Annotated in this window: 17 protein-coding genes; 7 read left to right on the forward strand and 10 right to left on the reverse strand. The window is 69.0% G+C overall.

Annotation, left to right across the window (positions count from 1 at the left end; all coding sequences use genetic code 11):
• Positions 1–59: 59 nt before the first annotated feature.
• Entirely contained in the window at positions 60–353 is a 294-nt protein-coding gene (locus tag AB0305_RS13940; protein ID WP_290257368.1) for a hypothetical protein, read from the reverse strand.
• A gap of 250 nt (positions 354–603) precedes the next feature.
• Here AB0305_RS13940 and AB0305_RS13945 point away from each other — a divergent pair, with 250 nt between their 5' ends.
• Positions 604–1989 (forward strand): DUF222 domain-containing protein, encoded by a 1386-nt coding sequence (locus AB0305_RS13945; RefSeq protein ID WP_364139022.1) that lies wholly within the window; start codon positions 604–606, stop codon positions 1987–1989.
• Positions 1990–2092: 103 nt separating this feature from the next.
• On the opposite strand, the gene AB0305_RS13950 is transcribed toward AB0305_RS13945, so the two are convergent.
• Positions 2093–2959, reverse strand: a complete 867-nt coding sequence (locus AB0305_RS13950; protein WP_364139024.1) for a sulfurtransferase — start codon at positions 2957–2959, stop codon at positions 2093–2095.
• 43 nt (positions 2960–3002) lie between these two features.
• On the opposite strand from AB0305_RS13950, the gene AB0305_RS13955 reads away from it, so the two are divergent.
• Positions 3003–4097 carry a PLP-dependent cysteine synthase family protein gene (locus AB0305_RS13955; RefSeq protein ID WP_364139026.1) on the forward strand — a complete coding sequence of 365 codons (1095 nt, stop codon included), beginning with the start codon at positions 3003–3005 and terminating at the stop codon, positions 4095–4097.
• Here the strand turns inward: AB0305_RS13955 and AB0305_RS13960 are convergent.
• Positions 4094–4750: an MBL fold metallo-hydrolase gene (locus AB0305_RS13960; RefSeq protein WP_364139027.1), complete on the reverse strand. Its 657-nt coding sequence runs from the start codon at positions 4748–4750 to the stop codon at positions 4094–4096. The two genes, AB0305_RS13955 and AB0305_RS13960, sit on opposite strands and share 4 nt — an antisense overlap.
• A 102-nt stretch (positions 4751–4852) precedes the next feature.
• Here AB0305_RS13960 and AB0305_RS13965 point away from each other — a divergent pair, with 102 nt between their 5' ends.
• Positions 4853–5326: a Fur family transcriptional regulator gene (locus AB0305_RS13965; protein ID WP_364139029.1), complete on the forward strand. Its 474-nt coding sequence runs from the start codon at positions 4853–4855 to the stop codon at positions 5324–5326.
• 13 nt (positions 5327–5339) lie between these two features.
• Here AB0305_RS13965 and AB0305_RS13970 read toward each other — a convergent pair whose 3' ends face one another.
• From AB0305_RS13970 to AB0305_RS14000, 7 genes are all read right to left on the reverse strand, one after another.
• On the reverse strand, positions 5340–6053 hold the full coding sequence (locus tag AB0305_RS13970; RefSeq protein WP_366173205.1) for a hypothetical protein: 714 nt from the start codon (positions 6051–6053) through the stop codon (positions 5340–5342).
• Between the two features lie 224 nt (positions 6054–6277).
• Entirely contained in the window at positions 6278–7156 is an 879-nt protein-coding gene (locus tag AB0305_RS13975) for a metal ABC transporter permease (RefSeq protein ID WP_364139032.1), read from the reverse strand.
• Positions 7157–7972 (reverse strand): metal ABC transporter ATP-binding protein, encoded by an 816-nt coding sequence (locus tag AB0305_RS13980; protein ID WP_364139033.1) that lies wholly within the window; start codon positions 7970–7972, stop codon positions 7157–7159.
• A gap of 63 nt (positions 7973–8035) precedes the next feature.
• Positions 8036–8953, reverse strand: a complete 918-nt coding sequence (locus AB0305_RS13985; protein WP_364139034.1) for a zinc ABC transporter substrate-binding protein — start codon at positions 8951–8953, stop codon at positions 8036–8038.
• Between the two features lie 96 nt (positions 8954–9049).
• Complete coding sequence (locus AB0305_RS13990) at positions 9050–10111, reverse strand: hemolysin family protein (RefSeq protein ID WP_364139036.1); 1062 nt, start codon at positions 10109–10111, stop codon at positions 9050–9052.
• Positions 10108–11463 carry a hemolysin family protein gene (locus tag AB0305_RS13995; RefSeq protein WP_290257356.1) on the reverse strand — a complete coding sequence of 452 codons (1356 nt, stop codon included), beginning with the start codon at positions 11461–11463 and terminating at the stop codon, positions 10108–10110. The genes AB0305_RS13990 and AB0305_RS13995 overlap by 4 nt, the downstream gene beginning before the upstream one ends.
• A gap of 305 nt (positions 11464–11768) precedes the next feature.
• Positions 11769–13229: a GuaB1 family IMP dehydrogenase-related protein gene (locus AB0305_RS14000; RefSeq protein ID WP_290257355.1), complete on the reverse strand. Its 1461-nt coding sequence runs from the start codon at positions 13227–13229 to the stop codon at positions 11769–11771.
• A gap of 261 nt (positions 13230–13490) precedes the next feature.
• Between AB0305_RS14000 and AB0305_RS14005 the strand changes: the two genes are divergently transcribed.
• The 4 genes from AB0305_RS14005 to AB0305_RS14020 all read left to right on the forward strand — a co-directional run.
• Positions 13491–17303 carry a multifunctional oxoglutarate decarboxylase/oxoglutarate dehydrogenase thiamine pyrophosphate-binding subunit/dihydrolipoyllysine-residue succinyltransferase subunit gene (locus tag AB0305_RS14005; RefSeq protein ID WP_364139038.1) on the forward strand — a complete coding sequence of 1271 codons (3813 nt, stop codon included), beginning with the start codon at positions 13491–13493 and terminating at the stop codon, positions 17301–17303.
• A gap of 119 nt (positions 17304–17422) precedes the next feature.
• The gene (locus AB0305_RS14010; RefSeq protein WP_364139039.1) at positions 17423–18022 is read left to right on the forward strand and encodes a GDSL-type esterase/lipase family protein; all 600 of its coding nucleotides are present in this window, start codon (positions 17423–17425) and stop codon (positions 18020–18022) included.
• Between the two features lie 89 nt (positions 18023–18111).
• A complete protein-coding gene (locus tag AB0305_RS14015; RefSeq protein WP_364139041.1) occupies positions 18112–18939 on the forward strand; it encodes a DUF4097 family beta strand repeat-containing protein in 828 nt (275 codons plus the stop codon).
• On the forward strand, positions 18939–19394 hold a 456-nt coding region (locus AB0305_RS14020; RefSeq protein WP_366173210.1), incomplete at its 3' end, for a PadR family transcriptional regulator. The genes AB0305_RS14015 and AB0305_RS14020, both read left to right, overlap by 1 nt.

Below are 19394 nucleotides of genomic sequence, written 5' to 3' on the forward strand. Positions count from 1 at the left end.
ACCCCCGGGGTTGGTTTCCGTGCCACTTGGGGGTCCTTGCCCGTCTCGCCGCTGACCGTTCAGTCCGTGAAGCCGACCGGCTTTCCGGCTGCACGGGCGTAGGCGATTTCGCCGGCCGTGGATTCGCCGATGTAACCGCCGGGGTTCACCACCAGGATGCGGTCGGCGACGTCGATCTTGCGGCGGTGCACTGCGCCGAGGGTTGATTTCTGTTCGTTGGTGAGCTCTTCTCGTGCCTCGGCCGGCGCGAGGACAATGGCACCCGCGAGGGTTAACTTGAGGTTGGCCGCGCGCATCTCCGCCACGAAGCGGGCCGAGCCGCAGAGGCAAACGATCTCCGGTCGATCTGGCACGGCCGTGTCCCTTCGCGTTGGTGGGGTGGGCGTCACTGCCGCTGCGCGCGACGGCGTCCGCTGACGAGACTACGTCACAGGCGTGCCGGTTTGATGCCAGACTCTCCCGGCGGCCACTTGGGGTGTGCACGGACCAAGCCGGGTGGGCGTCGGCTGATTCTTCCTTGGTTTCCCCATCCCGACGCGCCACATTCTTGGGCCGCCGTCCCTTCCATCCTTTAATGTCAGACCCCTCCGATTGAATGGAGTCATGGAAGGCAGTCGGAAGCTTTTCGAGAATGTGGTCGGTGCGGACCCGGTGGTGGGCGACGCGGCGGCGATCGTCGATGAGCTCCGGGCGCTGGAGGACCGGAAATCGGCGATCGCGGCCAGGCAGGCCAGGCTGGCCGTGGCGCTGGACTTGGTCCGGCGGCGGGAACAAGCCGCTCTCGGCATGCCCGCGGACCAGCTTGGCGCAGGCGTCGGGGCGGAGGTCGCGTTGGCGCGGCGGGAATCCCCGGCCAAAGGCTCCCGCCTCCTGGGCCTGGCGCGGGCACTGGTGACGGAGATGCCGCACACCCTCGCCGCCCTCGACACCGGGCGCCTGAACGAATGGCGCGCCACGCTCCTGGTCCGCGAAACGGCCTGCCTGGACGCCTCCGATAGGGCCGCCGTGGACGAGGAACTCGCCGCCGACACCGGCACCTTCGACGGCGCCGGAGACCGGGCCATCATCTCCGCAGCCAAAGCCGCCGCCTACCGGCACGACCCACGCTCCGTCACCCAACGCGCAGCGCACGCCGAAACCGAACGCAGTGTCAGCCTCCGCCCGGCACCGGACACCATGTGCTACCTCACCGCCCTGCTCCCCGTCGCCGCAGGAGTCGCCGCCTACGCGGCCCTGACCCGGCACGCCGACACCGCCCGCGCCACCGGAGACCCACGCTCCCGCGCCCAGTCAATGGCCGATGCCGTGGTCGAACGGGTCACCGGCACGCCGGGCGGGATCACCGGCATTGAAGTTCAGCTCGTCATGACCGACCGGACCCTCCTCGCCGGGGACAGTGAACCCGCGAGGCTCGCCGGCTACGGTGTCGTCCCGGCCGGGTGGGCCAGGAAACTCGTGGCCGGCAAGCGTGACGACACAGAATTCACAACCTGGGTCCGCCGGCTGTACACCGCGCCCGGCACCGGCGAACTGATCGGCATGGACGCCCGGGCCCGGCTCTTCCCGGCCGGGCTGCGCCGGTTCATCGAGGCCCGGGACACCACCTGCCGGACCCCGTACTGCGACGCCCCCATCCGGCACCTGGACCACGTCCTCCCCTGGCACCGGGACGGAGAAACCACAGCAGCCAACGGCGCCGGACTCTGCGAGGCCTGCAATCACACCAAAGAAGCCCCCGGCTGGACCGCCCAGCCCATCGACAGCCCACGCGGGACGATCCGCCACACCCTCGAACTCAGCACCCCCACCGGCCATACATACACGTCCACAGCGCCACCGCTACCCGGATGTGGTCCGGGGACGGATGTTTCACAGCCCAAAGAGTCGAACTCGAGGAGGACTACCAGGAAGCTCAGGCACCGGCAGCGATTGCGCCACCGGCGGGGAGTCGCCACGAGGGGTCAGCCCAATGAGCAGCTCGTCGCCTGAAGTTGGGGCGTCGGCCGGGCGCCCCATGTGCAAGCAAACGTGGCCGTCGTACTCCTGCGCCGCGATGGCCGCCCGGACTTTCAGTGCTGTCGGGGTAAACCGGTCAGTCCTTGGCGCCCTGGTGCGTACCGTCCGGCTCGGCGCCGGTGACCACGAGGTTTCCGGGGTTGTTGGACCATTCGGAGAACGACCCCGGATACAGCGCCGCCCGGTACCCTGCGATCTCCAGCGCCGCGACCTCGTGGGCTGCCGTCACGCCGGAGCCGCAATACACTGCGGTCTGGACGCCCTCGTTGACGCCGAGCTCCGAGAACCGCCGGCGCAGGGCATCCGCCGGAAGGAACCGACCGTCGGGGCCGAGGTTGTTCGAGGTCGGAGCGCTGACGGCTCCGGGGATGTGTCCGGCCCGCGGATCCACCGGCTCGATTTCGCCCCGGTACCGCTCGCCGGCCCGCGCATCCAGCAGCAGCCCCGAGCCGGACCAGGCGCCGGCGCCGGCGGCATCGACGACGGGCATTCCCCCCTCGGTCAGCACGACGTCGCCCGGCTCCGCAGTCACGTCCCCGCTCTCGACGTCGAACCCCGCCTCCAGCCAGACGGCCAGGCCGCCGTCGAGCAGTCGGACCGAGGAAACGCCCGCATTGCGCAGCATCCACCAGACCCGGGCGGCGGCCATGTTGCCACTATTGTCGTACGCGACCACGGTGTCACCCTCGCGGATTCCCCACGCGCGGGCGGAGGCCTGGAACTGCTCCAGCGGGGGCAGCGGGTGCCGTCCCCGGGTGGGGTCCTCGTGGGGGGCCGCCAGCTCGGTAGCGAGGTCGACGAAGACGGCGCCGGGCAGGTGCGATTCCAAGTAATGATCCCGTCCGTGCGGGTCCCCCAGGGCCCAGCGCACGTCCAGCAGCACCGTCCGCGTGCCCGCATCCAACCGGTCCTTGAGTTCGGCAACAGTCATCAGAGTCTCCATCCCGCCACCCTATCCGGCACACGACCCCGGGTAGGCTGTAGCGGTGATCACCGCGCGCCATCAAGACCGGGACTGGGCCGACGAGGCCATCCGCCGAATCAACGCGGAAAACAACCGGTCCGCCGACACCCACCTCTACTCGGTGCCCCTGCCCGAGCACTGGGGCGTCAAATTGTATTTGAAGGACGAATCCACGCACCGCACCGGCAGCCTCAAGCACCGGCTGGCGCGGTCCCTGTTCCTCTTCGGCCTGGTCAACGGCTGGATCCGGGAGGGCACCACCATCGTCGAGGCTTCCAGCGGCAGCACCGCCGTCTCCGAGGCCTACTTCGCGCAGCTGCTGGGCCTGCCCTTCATCGCGGTCATGACCCGGACCACCAGCCGGGAAAAGATCGCCCTGATCGAACAGTTCGGCGGCACCTGCCACCTCGTGGACCACGCGTCGGAGGTCTACGCCGCGGCCGAGGAACTGGCGGCCAGCACCGGCGGCCACTACATGGACCAGTTCACCTACGCGGAGCGGGCCACCGACTGGCGCGGCAACAACAACATCGCCGAATCGATCTTCGGCCAACTGGCCCTCGAGGAGCACCCGGTCCCCCGCTGGATCGTCGTGGGCGCCGGCACGGGTGGCACCAGCGCCACGATCGGCCGTTACCTGCGCTACCAGCGGCACGCGACCCGGCTCGCCGTCGTCGACCCTGAGAACTCCGCCTTCTTCACGGGCTGGCAGGAACACCGCGACGGCGGCAACTGCGCGGACGTCACCGGCCTGCCCTCCCGGATCGAGGGCATCGGCCGGCCGCGGCTGGAACCCAGCTTCGTCCCCGCCGTCATCGACCACATGATCACAGTCCCGGACGCCGCCTCGGTGGCCGCCATGCGCCACCTCCGCGACGTCGCCGGACTGCACGCCGGCCCGTCCACCGGCACCAACCTCTGGGGCGTGTGGCAGCTGGTGGCGCAGATGATCGCCGACGGCGAGACGGGCAGCATCGTGTCCCTCATGTGCGACGGCGGCGACCGCTACTCCGGCAACTACTACGACGACGGATGGCTCCAGGCGCAGGGCCTGGACCCCGCGCCGCACGAGACCACGCTCCGGTCCTTCTTCGAGACCGGGACCTGGCCCGCCTAAACCTCCACGGAATCGCCGCTGGACAGGTGCCGGTACTCGGTGCCGTAGCGGGCGCCGATCCGGGTCACGTGCGCCTCGACCAGACCCACGCCCAACTCGTTGAGCAGCCCGTCGTGGACCGGGAAGGCCCGGGGCGCCCGCACACTGATCACGAAGTCCACCACCTCGCCGATCTTGTTCCACGGCGCATGGATAGGCACCAGCAGCGTGCCGACCTCAATCCCGTCCGGCACTGCGAAGGAATCCCCCGGGTGGTACACGTTCGCGTCGATCAGGTAGCCGATGTTGGCCACCACCGGAATCTGGGGATGAATCAGGGCGTGCTGGCCGCCGAAGCAGCGCACCGCGAAGCCCGCCACCTCAAGCTCATCACCCTCGGCGGCGGTGTGGATCCGGCCGGAGGCCGCCGGCGCCTTGTCCCGCAGCGTGGCGGCCACCCCCTCCGGCGCGTAGAGCTGCAGCTCATCGTCGACCAGCAGCGCCGCGGTGACGGCGTCGACGTCGATGTGGTCGCCGTGCTCATGGGTGATCAGCACCGCGTCGGCACCGGCGAGCGCGACGTCTGTCTCGGAAAAGGTGCCGGGGTCCAGCACCAGGACCTTGCCGTCCTTCTCGAGCCGGACACAGGCGTGGGTGAATTTCTTCAGCTTCATCCGGCCAGCCTAGGACCCCCGTCGGAGCGGTGTCCACGGCCCGGCTGGTAATCTGGAACCCCTCTCATCCGGCAGCACCCCCGAGCAGCGAAGCGAGTTCCCATGTCCCACGGCGCCACCACCGACGGACGGCCGGCCGCCGCGCCGTCCGGCGGCAAGGACCAGCCCGCGGGCAGGGAGCAGCGGGTGACCAAGCAGCGTCTCGCGGTCAGCGCCGCGCTGGATGAACTCGCCGACTTCGTCAGCACCCAGGAACTGCACCGCATCCTTCAGGAACGCGGCACCTCCGTCTCACTCGCCACCTCCTACCGGATCCTGCAGTCGCTCGCCGACGAGGGCCTGGTGGATGTGCTGCGGAACGCCGACGGCGAGGTGGTGTACCGCCGCTGCGCCGTCACCGGACACCACCACCACCTGCTCTGCCGGAACTGCGGCAAAGCCGTGGAAGTCGAGGCGCCCGCCGTGGAGGCCTGGGCCGCCCGGATCGCCGCCGAGCACGGTTTTACCGCGGTGGAGCACACGGTCGAGATCTTCGGCCTCTGCCCGGAGTGCACCGCCCTGCAGGCCAGCGCCTAGCCGGGCCGTTCGCTCAGTCCTGTTTGAACCGGATCTGGCCCAGGTCGTTGGTGAGTACCAGTTCCCCTGCATCCAGCCGGTAGACGGCCGGATGCTGAAAGTAGTCGCTGGTCCAGCTCCGGTGTTCTCCCTCTGGTCCGGCGCAGCCATCCGCCGATTCCGCCATGCTGGCAGGATCAGGGACCAGTCCGAAGTCGTCTACCGAGACCGGAACGTTGAGCACGCCGCAGGGCATCCGGATCACCAGGGTGGTGGCCGCGCCCACCTGGTCAAAGCTCATCCGCAGCGGGGAGGATGCCAGCCACGACATGTTCTTGCCGCGCGCATAGCCCGCTGTCGAGGTGTAGGAGTGGCAGGCAAGCGAGGCGGCGGTACACGCGGCGGGCGGTGTTGGCGTCAGTGACGGCCGAACGGTGCCGCTCGGCGTGAACTTTGGGTTTGTTCCGGGTCCGATGGGATTGGCCCCGCCGCTGGGCCGGTTCTTCGGCTCTCCTATGGCCAGGGTCCAACGCTCGTCGCTCCACGAGATCATGTAGCGGACCGACGCGGAGTCGCCGACATGCCGGGCGGTGACGTTGGCTACTTCCGGGAAATCGTTGCTGATTCCCAGCTGCCAGGAGCCGGCAGCCCACCCCCGGGTGGAGTCAACGAGCTGCTGCGCCTCGGGAGCGGCATTGCTGACCGCCGGGCTGGCCAGCGCCGCCACGCGCTCCGCGGATCCGGACACGGCCGCGTCCATAACACTTCGGGCGAATGCCTCCCGGGTGGACAGATCCGGTTGCCTCGGCTCGGCGCCGCAGGCCGCGGCAGAGCCAAGGACCGATAACACCAGCGCCAGCACACCAACGAAACGCAAACGCTGTCCCGACCTCAGATCCCCCATTCCAGAACTCTAAGGCCCTCAACCGCGGATTGGATGACGGCCGGGCGGCTTTTTTAGTGACTATCCGCCTACGCGGCCACGGGACTGGTCCGGCCGTTGAGGCCGCGCCGGGTGCGGACGCCGCCGATGATCCGGCAGACCACATAGATCAGGAAGGACAGCGTGGTCACGTACGGGCTGATGGGAAGCCGGCCGCCCAGTGCCAGCAGGATCCCGCCGACCGTGGCGGACACGGCGAAGAGCACGCTCAGCAGCACCACCAGGCGAGGCGAGGATGTGACCCGCAAGGCCGCGGCCGCCGGCGTGATCAGCAGTGCCAGCACCAGCAGCGCCCCCACGATCTGGATGGACAGGGCCACGCTGACGCCCAGGAGCACTATGAACCCCAGGGCCAGCCCGCGCACCGGGACACCGCGGGCGGCTGCCACCTTGGGATCGACGCTGGCGAAGGTGAGCGGCCGCCAGATGGCGATGAGCGCCAGCATCACCACGACGGCGGCGCCGGCGAGGACCTGTAGTTGGACCGTTCCCACCGAAACGATCTGCCCGGTGAGGAGGCCGAACTTGTTCGCGGCGCGGCCCTCGTACAGGGAAAGGAACAGGATGCCCAAGCCCAGGCCGAAGGGCATGAGCACGCCGATGGTCGAGTTCTTGTCCCGCGCCCGGACCCCCATCACGCCGAGGATCAGGGCCGCCACCACCGAGCCGGCGAGCGAGCCGGCCACCACGTCCGCGCCAACCAGCAGCGCGAAGGCGGCGCCGGCGAAGGAGAGTTCGGAGATGCCGTGCACGGCGAAAGCGAGGTCCCGCTTCATCACGAACGTGCCCACCAGGCCGCCCAGCAGGCCGAGGACCGCCCCGGCCCAGAGCGAGTTCTGCACCAGGGCCAGAAGCTCGCCGTAGTTCTCGAAGTTGAAGATGGCGTGCAGTACGGCGTCGAAGTCCACTTAACCCACCTCTCCGGCCACGGCGTGCGCGTCCTCGTGGTGGTGGGTGGTGGCGTCCGGCAGGCCCACCACAATCAGCCGGCCGTTGGCGCGGATCACCTCGACATGGCTGCCGTAGAGGTCGGAGAGCACCTCGGTGGTCATCACTTCCTCGGGCGTTCCCACCCGGAAGCGGCCGCCGGCCAGGTAGAGCACCCGGTCCACGTAGTCCATGATCGGGTTGATTTCGTGGGTCACGAACACTACGGCGCTGTTTTGCTCGTGGCATTGCCGGTTGATCAGGGAGCTGACCGCCTGCTGGTGGTTCAGGTCCAGGGACAGCAGCGGCTCGTCGCAGAGCAGCACGCCCGGATCGGTGGCGAGGGCCTGGGCCACCCGCAGCCGCTGCTGCTCGCCGCCGGAAAGCTGGCCGACGGGCACCTTGGCATACTCCTGCGCGCCCACCTCGGCCAGCAGGTCATCGATCCGGCGGTTGACCTTGCCGCCGCCGACGCGGATGCCCCAGCGGTGGCCGTCGACGCCGAGGCCCACCAGGTCGCGGGCCCGCAGCGGGGTGTCCGGGTCGAAGGACTCCTGCTGCGGGACGTAGCCGATCCGCCGGTTCCCCCGCGCGATCGGCTGCCCGTCGAGGGTGCCGGTGCCGGCGCTCAGTTCCTGCAGGCCCAGCAGCACCTTGAGGAAACTCGTCTTGCCGCTGCCGTTGGGCCCCAGGACGGCGAAGAACTCCCCCGGCATGATGTCCAGGTCCAGGTTCTCCCAGAGGACGCGGTTCCCGAACCGCAGGGAGGCGCCACGCAGGCTTACGACGGGTGTCAACTCGGGGATCCTCAATTTCTGTCGGGCCGAACGGCCGCGTCTGATGGGATGATTCTAGGTCCGCTAGCCCCGGCCGAGGGCCTTGGCGAGCGAGTCGATGTTGCCGGACATCCACTGGAGGTACGTTTTGCCCTCGGGCAGCGTCTCGCCGAAGTCCACCACCGGAACACCGGCCGCGGTGGCGGCGTCCTTGAGCGCGATAGTCTGCGGCCCCTCGGTTTGCGGGTTGTACGCCAGCAGGCGGATGGAACCCGATTTCACGAGGTCAACGGCGGAGCGCAGCACGGCCGGGGGCACGTCGGCGCCGTCCTCGATCGCCGCGGTGTACTCCTCCGGCGTCCGGTTCTGCAGGCCGGCGGCCTCAAGCAGGTAGAGCGGCACAGGCTCGGTGACGGCGACGCCGGCGTTCCCCTCGGTGGCCTTGAGCGCGGCCAGCCGCGTGTCCAGGCCGGCGAGGTCCTTCTTCAGGGCCGCCGCGTTCGCCTTGAAGGCATCCGCGGAGGAGGGTTCCAGGGCCGCCAGCTTGTCGGCAAGGGCGTCGGCGAAGGTGCTCATGCCTGACATGCTGTACCAGACGTGCTCGTTGAAGGACGAGGCATCCCCGGTCTTGAGGCCCGAGGCGTCCGAGGCGTTCAGCAGATTCTTCTCCCCCAGGCCGGCGTCCCCGGCCAGCTTGTGCAAGAAGTCGTCGTAGCCGCCGCCGTTTTCGACCACCAGCTCGGCCTTCGAGACGGTCAGCTTGTCCTGGGTCGTCGCCTCATAGGAGTGCGGGTCCTGGCTGGTCCGGTTGATGATCGAGGTGACGCGGACCTTGTCTCCGCCCACAGACTTGACCAGATCCCCGTACACGCTGGTGGAGGCGACGACGTCGACCACGCCGTCGCCGGCACCCGCACGGTCTGCACCGGAACCGGTGCCGCAGGCGGTCAGCAGCAGGCTGCTGATGCCTGCGAGGAGAAGGACGGTGGCGGAACGGCGCACGGGAAGCCTCGAATCGTTTATTGAGAAGCGTTAGCAATAAAACGAGTCTAAACCTAAATAGGAATCATTCCTATTTAGGGTCAGACCCGCGCGCCGCTACTCCTGTCCGAGCCTCCGGTAGCCGGTGGCCTGGGTGGCGTCCCGGATCTCGCCGACCAGCAGTTCGATGACGTCCTCGAGGAACAGCACACCCTGGGTGTGGCCATCCGCGCCGATGACGCGGGCCAGGTGCGAGCCCGTGCGCTGCATGACGGACATGGCCTTCTCGATCTCGTCCCCCACGGCCAGGTTCGCGAGGGACCGGATCCGGCTCTCGGCGATCGGGTGGTGGTAGCGGGACTCCGGGATGGAAAGCACGTCCTTGATGTGTAGGTAGCCGGAGAGCATCCCCTCGTCATCCAGCATCGGAAAGCGGGAGAACCCGGTCCGGCTCACTGCCTTCTCGAACTCCTCCGGGGTGGTGGCGTCCTTGAGCATCACCAGCCGCTCCAGCGGCACCATCACCTCGGCCGCGGTGTGCTCGGAGAACTCCAGCGCACCGGTGATCAGCCCGGCGTCGTCCACTACCAGCCCGTGCCGGGTGGATTCCTGGACGATCGACTGGACCTCCTCCAGGGTGAAGGAGGAGCTCACCTCATCCTTGGGCTCAATCCGCATGAGCTTCAGGATGTGGTTGGCGGACCAGTTCAGCGCCACGATCGCCGGCTTCACGCCGCGGGCGATCAGCATCAGCGGCGGCGCCAGCAGCAGGGCCGCCTTGTCCGCCACGGAGACGGAGATGTTCTTGGGAACCATCTCGCCGAACGTCACGTGCAGGAACGTCACCGCCAGCAGTGCGATCGCGAACGCGACGACGTCGGCCATCTCCACCGGGATACCCACGCCCTCCAGCGGAACCGCCAGGAGGTGGTGGATGGCCGGCTCGGCCACCTGCAGGATCAGCAGGGAGCAGACGGTGATGCCGAGCTGCGCGCAGGCCAGCATGAGGGAGACGTTCTCCATGGCCCGCAGCGTGGTCTGCGCACGCTTGGATCCGGCCTCGGCGAGCGGTTCGATCTGGCTGCGCCGGGCCGACATGATGGCGAATTCCGCGGCGACAAAGAAGGCGTTGCCGAGCAGCAGCACGGCCAGCCACAGGATTCCTACCCAGTCGCTCATGCCGCACCTGCCTTCCCGGCATCGATGCGCCCATTGTCCGGGCCGCCGCCGTGATCAGGCGGTGCAGGCTTGAAGCAGATCCGGTCGATCCGGCGTCCGTCCATGCGCGTGACGCTGAGGGTGCCGCCGACGACGTCGACCGTGTCACCCACCGCCGCGATCCGGCCCAGCTGGCTCATGACGTAGCCGCCCACGGTCTCGTACGTTGACTCGTCCGGGACGGTGAGTCCGGGAATCTGCTCGGAGAGTTCGTCCGGGCGCAGGAGCCCGGGGAAGTACCAGTCACCGGAGGCGCTCTGCAGCAGGCCGGGACGGACCTTGTCGTGCTCGTCCGCCACCTCGCCCACGATTTCCTCCACGAGGTCCTCGAGGGTGGCGATGCCGGCGGTTCCGCCGTATTCGTCCAGCACGACGGCCAGTTGGAGGTTGCCCTCGCGCAGTTCGGCCAGCAGCCCGTCCAGGTGGATGGTCTCCGGCACCCGGAGGACCTCGGTCATGATGGCTCCGGCCTCGAGGTTGGCGCGGCGGTCCGCCGGGACGGCGATCGCCTTCTTGATGTGCACCACGCCGCGGATGTCGTCGGAGGATTCACCGATCACCGGGAACCGGGAGTAACCGGTGCGCTTGGCGGCCTCGACAATGTCGGAGACCGGCTGGTGGCTGTCGATGGTTTCGACCCGGATGCGCGGGGTCATCACGTCGGCCGCGGTGCGTCCGGAGAAGTTCAGCGTCCGCGACACGAAGTTCGCGGTCCCCTCGTCCAGGGTGCCCATGGCGGCGGAGCGGCGGACCAGCGAGGCGAGCTCGGCGGGCGTCCGGGCCCCGGAGATCTCCTCCTTGGCCTCCAGGCCGAAGAGGTGCAGGACCTTGTTGGAGAAGCCGTTGAGCAGCACGATGGCCGGCTTGAAGATGGCGGTGAACACCAGCTGCGGCCGGGCGAGAGCCTTGCCGACCTGGAAGGACAACGCGATGGCCGCGTTCTTGGGCACCAGCTCGCCGATCAGCATCGAGAGCAGGGTCGCCAGGATCATCGCCACGATCAGGGACACCGACGTCGCGGCAGCCTCCGCCAGGCCGAGGGCAGCGAGCGGGCCCTCCAGCAGGCGGCCCACCGAGGGCTCCATGACGTAGCCGGTCAGCAGCGTGGTCAGGGTGATGCCCAGCTGGCAGCTGGAGAGCTGGGTGGAGAGGGACTTCAGGCATTTGAGCAGCGGCGCGGCCGCCGTGTCGCCGTTGTCCACGGCGCGTTGCACCGTCGCCTGGTCGAGCGCGACCAGGGAGAACTCGACAGCCACGAAGAAACCGGTGCCGAGGATGAGCAGGAAACCTGCTCCAAGCAGTAGCCATTCCATTTAGCGGCCCGCTTCGCGGGGCTGGAGGCCGGGCCGGGGGAAACGTCCCGGCGGAGGATGGTCAGCGGACGCCGACCCTGTTTCCTGGAAGACACTCCGGCCGGCGAAGGACGCGTGCCGGGCGGCGGGAGTGTGATGGGCGCGTGAACGGGGTTTGCCGGCTCTGTGGGTGGACTGGGCGGGAACGGCGTGCGTTCCGCGCTGACAGCCCCCAGGCCGGCACCTAGATTTACTGTCCATAAGACTTTCAGTCTACAGGAGCACCATTCCCCGCCACCGGGGTGTTTCCCGCCGCCCGGGCGCCGCTACCAGCTCTGCGGGACCGGGCGGCCTTCCTCGTATCCGGCGGCGGACTGCAGGCCCACCACCGCCCGCTCGCGGAAGGCGGCCAGGTCCGTGGCGCCGGCGTAGGTCATGGAGCTGCGCAGGCCGGCGGTGATCATGTCCAGCAGGTCTTCCACGCCCGGGCGCGCCGCGTCCAGGTACATCCGCGAGGTGGAGATGCCCTCCTCGAAGAGCGCCTTGCGGTCCTTGTCGAAGGCGCCCTCGCGCTGGTTGCGGTTCTGCACCGCCCGCGCCGAGGCCATGCCGAAGCTTTCCTTGTACTGGCGGCCGTTGGCGTCCAGCTGCAGGTCGCCCGGGCTCTCATGGGTGCCGGCGAACCAGGAACCGATCATCACCTGGCTGGCCCCGGCGGCCAGCGCCAGGGCCACGTCGCGCGGGTAGCGGATGCCGCCGTCGGCCCAGACGCGGCCGCCCGCGGCCCGGGCCGCAGCGGAGCATTCGAGGACGGCGGAGAACTGCGGGCGCCCGACGGCGGTCATCATGCGGGTGGTGCACATGGCCCCGGGGCCGACGCCCACCTTCACGATGTCCGCGCCGGCGGCGATCAGTTCGCGGGTCGCCTCGGCGGTGACCACGTTGCCGGCCACGACGGGGACGCCGGGGTTGAGGCCCTTGACGGCGGCCAGTGCGTCGAACATCTTCTGCTGGTGGCCGTGGGCGGTGTCCAGGACCAGGACGTCGACGCCGGCGGCGAGCAGTTCGGCGGCACGGCCGGCCACGTCCCCGTTGATGCCGACGGCGGCAGCCACCTTGAGGGATCCCCCGGCGTCCAGCGAGGGACGGTACAGCGTGGAACGCAGCGCACCCTTGCGGGTCAGGACGCCGGCCAGCACGCCGTCGCGCTGGACCGGGGCGAAGTCCGTGCCCGCGGCATCCATCGCCTCGAAGGCCCGGCGCAGCGCCTGGCCCGAATCCTCCCCGGCGGCGTCGAGGTCGGCGGCGTCGAACACCAGCGGCTGGTGGCGCATCACGGAGCCCAACGACGCGAAGCGGTCCTGGCCCTCGAAGTCCGCGGCGCGGACAACGCCGGCGACAGCACCGGCGTCGTCCACCACGACGGCGGCGCCGTGCGGACGCTTCCCGATCAGGTGCAGGGCATCGATCACGGTGTCCGTGGTGCTCAGCCGCACCGGAGTCTCGAAGACCGCGTGCCGGGACTTGACCCAGGAAGCAACGTCCCGCAGCACCTCCAGCGGGACGTCCTGCGGCAGGACGGCCAGGCCGCCGCGACGGGCCATGGTCTCGGCCATCCGCTTGCCGGTCACGGCCGTCATGTTGGCCACCACCAGCGGAATCGTCGAGCCGGTGCCGTCGTCCGCGGCGAGATCGACATCCAGCCGGGACGTGACCTCCGACCGGGACGGGACCAGGAAGAGGTCCGAGTAGGTCAGGTCGGTGCTGGGCTCACTGAGGAAACGCACGGTTGCTCCTTGCCGGAAAAGGGGTTCTCCGAACGATTCTAGGCGAGCCCTGCGACACTCCGGCGGCCGCCCCGAACCCGCTATTCCCGGCCCGCTACGGCCAGGCAATGATTTGAGTCACGCTTATTGGCGGATTCGCGCGGGTCGTCACTAGACTGGCAAAGGTCTGGGTTCACTGGACGCGGAGAACTGGTTCGATTGACGTGCTGCGGCACCGTGGAAACCAGCGGGAATCAAACTCATGGAAGAGGCGTATTTCAAGTGCCAGAGCAGCCAAGCCACCGTCTACCCGAGGAATTTGGCGGAAACGAGTGGCTCGTTGACGAACTGTACGAGCGGTACCAGCAGGACAAGAACACGGTAGACGCCAAGTGGTGGCCCCTGTTCGAGTCCTTCGAAGCCAGCGACGGTTCCTCGACCAACGGCGCGACGGCTCCGGCCGCAGCCCACCCCACCACCCGCGAACTCCCTGTCGTGGCGCCCGCCGCCCCGGCCCAGGCAGCCCCTGCCGCCCAGGCCCCCGCGGCTCCCGCCGCCCCGGCTGCAGCACCCGCCGCTGCCGCCCCGGCCCCCGCCGCCCCGAAGGCTCCTGCCACCGTGGCCCGCGACGGCGCGAAGACGGCCGAGCCCGGTGCCGGCACCCAGCCCATCCCGGCCCAGCTCCCCAAGAACGTCAAGGCACCGACCGCCCCCGAAGAGGACGTCGTCTCCGTCCTCCGCGGCCCGGCGAAGGCCATCGCCGCCAACATGGTCACCAGCCTCGAGATTCCCACCGCCACCAGCGTCCGCGCCATCCCCGCCAAGCTGCTGATCGACAACCGCGTCGTGATCAACTCCAACCTGGCCCGAGCCCGCGGCGGCAAGGTTTCCTTCACCCACCTGATCGGCTACGCCGTCATCCGGGCCCTCGCCCAGTTCCCCTCCATGAACGTCTACTACGACGTCGTCGACGGCAAGCCCTCCGCGGTGCAGCCGGCGCACGTGAACTTCGGCATCGCGATCGACATGCCCAAGCCGGACGGCACCCGCCTTCTCATGGTCCCGAACATCAAGAAGGCGGAGACGCTCAACTTCTCCGAGTTCTGGCACACCTACGAGGACCTGATCAAGCGCGCCCGCAACGGCAAGCTGACCGCCGACGACCACGCAGGCACCACCGTTTCGCTCACCAACCCGGGCGGCATCGGCACCGTGCATTCGGTCCCCCGCCTCTCCAAGGGCCAGGCCGCGATCATCGGCGTCGGCGCGCTGGATTACCCGGCCGAATTCCAGGGCGCCAGCGAGAAGATCATCGCCCAGAACGCCATCAGCAAGGTCCTGACCCTGACCTCCACCTATGACCACCGCGTCATCCAGGGTGCCGGCAGCGGCGAGTTCCTGAAGCTGGTCCACCAGCTGCTCCTCGGCGCGCAGGGCTTCTACGACGAGATCTTCGAATCCCTCCGCATCCCCTACGAGCCCGTGCGGTGGAGCCCGGACCTGCAGGTGGACCCGGCCGACGAGATCAACAAGGTCGCCCGGATCCAGCAGCTGATCCACTCCTACCGCGTCCGCGGCCACCTGATGGCAGACACCGACCCGCTCGAGTACGTCCAGCGCAAGCACCCGGACCTCGACGTCCTGACCTACGGCCTGACCCTCTGGGACCTGGACCGCGAGTGGCCCACCGGCGGCTTCGGCGGCAAACCGATGCTGAAGTTCCGGGACATCCTAGGCGTGCTCCGTGACGCCTACTGCCGCACCACCGGCATCGAGTACATGCACATCCAGGACCCGGCCGAGCGCAAGTGGTTCCAGGACCAGCTGGAGCACCCGTACTCCAAGCCGAGCCGCGACGAGCAGCTCCGCATCGTCTCCCGGCTCAACGCCGCCGAGGCCTTTGAGACCTTCCTGCAGACCAAGTTCGTCGGCCAGAAGCGCTTCTCCCTCGAGGGCGGCGAGTCGCTGATCCCGCTGCTGGACGCCATCATCTCCGACGCCGCCGACGACGGCCTCGACGAGGTTGCGATCGGCATGGCCCACCGCGGCCGCCTGAACGTGCTGACCAACATCGCCGGCAAGACCTACGCCCAGGTCTTCCGCGAGTTCGAGGGCACCCAGGATCCCCGCTCCGTGCAGGGCTCCGGCGACGTGAAGTACCACCTCGGCACCGAGGGCACCTTCACCTCGGACAACGGCAAGCAGACCAAGGTCTACCTCGCCGCCAACCCCTCGCACCTCGAGGCCGTGGACTCCGTGCTCGAGGGCATCGTCCGCGCCAAGCAGGACCGCCTGGACCAGGGCGAGACCTTCCCCGTGCTGCCGATCATGGTCCACGGCGACGCGGCCTTCGCCGGCCAGGGCGTCGTCGCGGAGACCCTGAACCTCTCCCAGCTGCGCGGCTACCGCACCGGCGGCACCATCCACGTGGTGGTCAACAACCAGGTCGGCTTCACCACCGCGCCGTCCTCCTCGCGGTCCTCCACCTACTCCACCGACGTCGCCAAGATGATCCAGGCGCCCGTGTTCCACGTGAACGGCGACGACCCGGAGGCCGTGGTCCGCATCGGCCAGCTGGCCTACGAGTTCCGCCAGCGGTTCCACAAGGACGTCGTCATCGACATGGTCTGCTACCGCCGGCGCGGCCACAACGAGGGCGACGACCCCTCGATGACCCAGCCGCTGATGTACAACCTGATCGAGGCCAAGCGCTCGGTCCGCAAGCTCTACACCGAGTCCCTGATCGGCCGCGGCGACATCACCGAGGAAGAGGCGGAGCAGCTGCTGCGCGACTACCAGGAACGCCTGGAGCGGGTTTTCGCCGAGACCCACGCCGCGCAGACCTCGCCGATCCCGGTCATCACCGCGGACACCGGCGCCGTCTCCGACCTGGAGCTGCCCTCGGCCCAGCAGTCCGACACCGGCTCCGGAGCCCCCGAGTCCACCGCGATCTCCGCGGAGACCCTGGCCCGGATCGGCAAGGCCCACATCGAATACCCCGAGGGCTTCACCGTCCACGCCAAGCTCAAGCAGCTGCTGGAGAAGCGTGAAGTGATGTCCCGTGAGGGCGGCATCGACTGGGGCTTCGGCGAACTGGCTGCCTTCGGCTCGCTGACCATGGAGGGCGTCCCGGTCCGGCTCGCCGGCCAGGACTCCCGCCGCGGCACCTTCGTGCAGCGCCACGCAGTCTTCCACGACCGCGCCAACGGCGACGAGTGGACGCCGCTGGCCAACCTCACCGAGGACCAGGCCAAGCTCTGGATCTACGACTCCCTGCTCTCGGAATACGCGGCCATGGGCTTCGAATACGGCTACTCGGTGGAGCGCCCCGACGCACTCGTGCTCTGGGAGGCCCAGTTCGGCGACTTCGTCAACGGTGCGCAGACCATCATCGACGAGTTCATCTCCTCCGCCGAGCAGAAGTGGGGCCAGCGGTCCTCGCTGGTGCTGATGCTCCCGCACGGCTACGAGGGCCAGGGCCCGGACCACTCCTCGGCCCGGATCGAGCGTTTCCTGCAGCTCTGCGCCGAGGAAAACATGATCGTGGCCAACCCCACGACCCCGGCCTCGCACTTCCACCTGCTGCGCCGCCAGGCCTACAGCCGTCCGCGGAAGCCGCTGATCATCTTCACCCCGAAGCAGCTGCTGCGCCTCAAGGCGGCGGCGTCCTCGGTGGAGGACTTCACCTCGGGCGCCTTCCGCCCGGTCATCCCGGAGCACGAGCAGCTGCAGGCGGACGCCGTCGAGCGCGTGCTGCTGGTCTCCGGCCGGCTCTACTACGACCTGCTGTCCACGCGGCAGAAGACCGGGGACACCACGACGGCGATCGTCCGCGTCGAGCAGCTCTACCCGCTGCCCGCCGAGGAGATCGCGGCCGAACTGGCCAAGTACCCGAACGCCGAGGTTGTCTGGGCCCAGGACGAGCCCGCGAACCAGGGTCCGTGGCCGTTCATCGGCCTGAACCTGCCGGACGCCCTCGACCGCCGCGTGCGCCTCGTCTCCCGCCCCGCCTCCGCCTCCACGGCGGCCGGGTCGATGAAGCGCCACGCCGCCGAGCAGGACACCTTGCTCAAGCAGGCATTCGCACGTAAGTAGCACCGGGCTGCCCGGCCGGAAGTGGACCACCACGAACCGGCCGGGCAGCGTCGTTTAAACCAGCAGCCGGGTCCGTGGGCAGCGTCCCGGGTCGGGGCGCAGGGAGTGAAGAGGTAGACGTGGAAGATCGTAAGCTGCGGATCGCAGCCGTGGGAGATGAACTGCTGGCCGGCATGGGCGATCCCCGCGCCCTGGGCTGGCTGGGCCGGGTCCTGGCGCGCACGCCGCAGGACGGCCTCAGCCTCGAAAGCTACCCGCTGCCCTGCCCCCAGGAGGGCACCGAAGGCCTGGCCGAGCGCTGGCTGGAGGAAGCCGGCCGCCGCTTCTCCCCGCAGAGCGAGAACCGGCTCGTCATCGGCCTCTCCGGACGGGACATCGAATTTGGCCTCTCCACCGCCCGCAGCCGGCTCAACCTCGCCAACATCCTGGATTCGGCCTCGCAGAACAAGATCGAAGTCTTCGTGGTGGGGCCGCCGCCCACCCTCGACCCGGCCCAGAACCGCCGGCTTGGGGACCTGAACACCGCGTTCGCCGACGTCACCACCCGCCGCAAGCACCTCTACGTGGACACCTTCTCCCCGCTGCTCAACCACGAGCAGTGGCGCCAGGACCTGGCCGCGAACGGCGGGACCCCGGGGCAGGCCGGTTACGGCCTGATGGCCTGGCTGGTGCTGCACCGCGGCTGGTTCCAGTGGCTGGGCATCGCCACCCCGGAATAGGACGCGATATATCTTGACCCCTGCCTTCCCTGGCGGTAGCGTGGTGCCATCAACGCGATATATCGCATCCTGCAGCCGAAGAGGAAACCATGGAAGAGAACTCATGGACCGTCACCGGTCCCCGGACCATCGACGTCGACGGCGTCCGTTCGCTCAAACTCGGCATCGTCCGGGGCCGCTTCGACATCGTCAGCCATGACGAGGACGTGGCCCGGATCGAAGTCTCCGCGATTGACGGCGACCCGCTGGCCATCAGCCTGACAGACGGCCGGCTGGAGATCCGGCACCAGCTGCACGGACCGCAGGGCTGGTTCAAGAACCTCATGGGGACGGTCAACAACAGCTCCACCAACTCGGTGGTCATCAGCATCGCCCTGCCCGCCGGCGTCGACGTCGAGGCGGGCACGGTCAGCGGCGACGGCATGGTCTCCGGGCTGACCGGCCACACCCGGCTCAACACCGTCTCCGGCTCCGTCCTGGCCGATGGTACCGAGGGCGAGCTCGGGGTCAACACGGTCAGCGGCGAGGTCATCGCCCGCAACCACCGCGGGGTCCTCACCGCCAAGAGCGTCTCCGGCGAAGTCACCGCCTCCGGCGACTTCAGCAACATCCGCGCCAATACCGTCAGCGGCGACCTCAGCTTCGACCTCTTCGGCTTCACCCAGGACTTCGGCGCCAACTCCGTCTCCGGCGATGTCACGGTCCGGCTCCCCCACGACGTCGGCGTGGACATCATCGCCAAGTCCGCCAGCGGCGCCGTCGTCATCGACAACCAGCAGTACACCCAGCCCGGCGGCAGCGTGCAGACCATCGCCGGCCCGGACGCGAAGCTGATGCTGGTACGGACGAACTCGGTCTCCGGCAAGACCGCGCTCTTCCACCGCCAGCCGGAACCGGGCAGCGAAGCGGGCCTCTGATGCCACCCGTCTTCGCCCACGGCGCGCTCCGGCTCTACCTGCTGGCCCTGCTCGAATCGGGCCCCAAGCATGGCTACGAGCTGATCAAGGCCCTCAGTGACCGCTTTGGCGGCACCTACTCCCCCAGCGCCGGGACGATTTACCCCCGGCTGGGCAAACTCGAGGAAGAGGGGCTGGTGGCCACCAGCACCGAGGGCCGGCGTACGAACTACAGCATCACCGACGCGGGCCGGGTGGAGCTGGACCGACGGCGGGACGAACTCGCCGCGGTGGAAAGCGACATCTCCGCCTCCGTCCGGCGCCTCGCCGACAAGCTGCGCGACGACATCCGGAGCAACATGCAGGGCCTGCGGGCCGACCTGGCCGCGACCGCCGAGGCGGCCCGCGGCGCGGCCCGGGCCGGCACGGCGACGCGCTACTCGCGGGAGGGCGACCTTCGGCTGCGCGAGGCCGAA

It is taken from the genome of Arthrobacter sp. NPDC080086 (assembly GCF_040702285.1).

Excerpts from the sequence above, each read along its gene's own strand:
- AB0305_RS13945 (WP_364139022.1), top strand. The coding sequence starts at position 604 with ATGGAAGGCAGTCGGAAGCTTTTCGAGAATGTGGTCGGTGCGGACCCG.
- AB0305_RS13950 (WP_364139024.1), bottom strand. The coding sequence starts at position 2,959 with ATGGAGACTCTGATGACTGTTGCCGAACTCAAGGACCGGTTGGATGCG.
- AB0305_RS13960 (WP_364139027.1), bottom strand. The coding sequence starts at position 4,750 with ATGAAGCTGAAGAAATTCACCCACGCCTGTGTCCGGCTCGAGAAGGAC.
- AB0305_RS13965 (WP_364139029.1), top strand. The coding sequence starts at position 4,853 with ATGTCCCACGGCGCCACCACCGACGGACGGCCGGCCGCCGCGCCGTCC.
- AB0305_RS13990 (WP_364139036.1), bottom strand. The coding sequence starts at position 10,111 with ATGAGCGACTGGGTAGGAATCCTGTGGCTGGCCGTGCTGCTGCTCGGC.
- AB0305_RS13995 (WP_290257356.1), bottom strand. The coding sequence starts at position 11,463 with ATGGAATGGCTACTGCTTGGAGCAGGTTTCCTGCTCATCCTCGGCACC.
- AB0305_RS14015 (WP_364139041.1), top strand. The coding sequence starts at position 18,112 with ATGGAAGAGAACTCATGGACCGTCACCGGTCCCCGGACCATCGACGTC.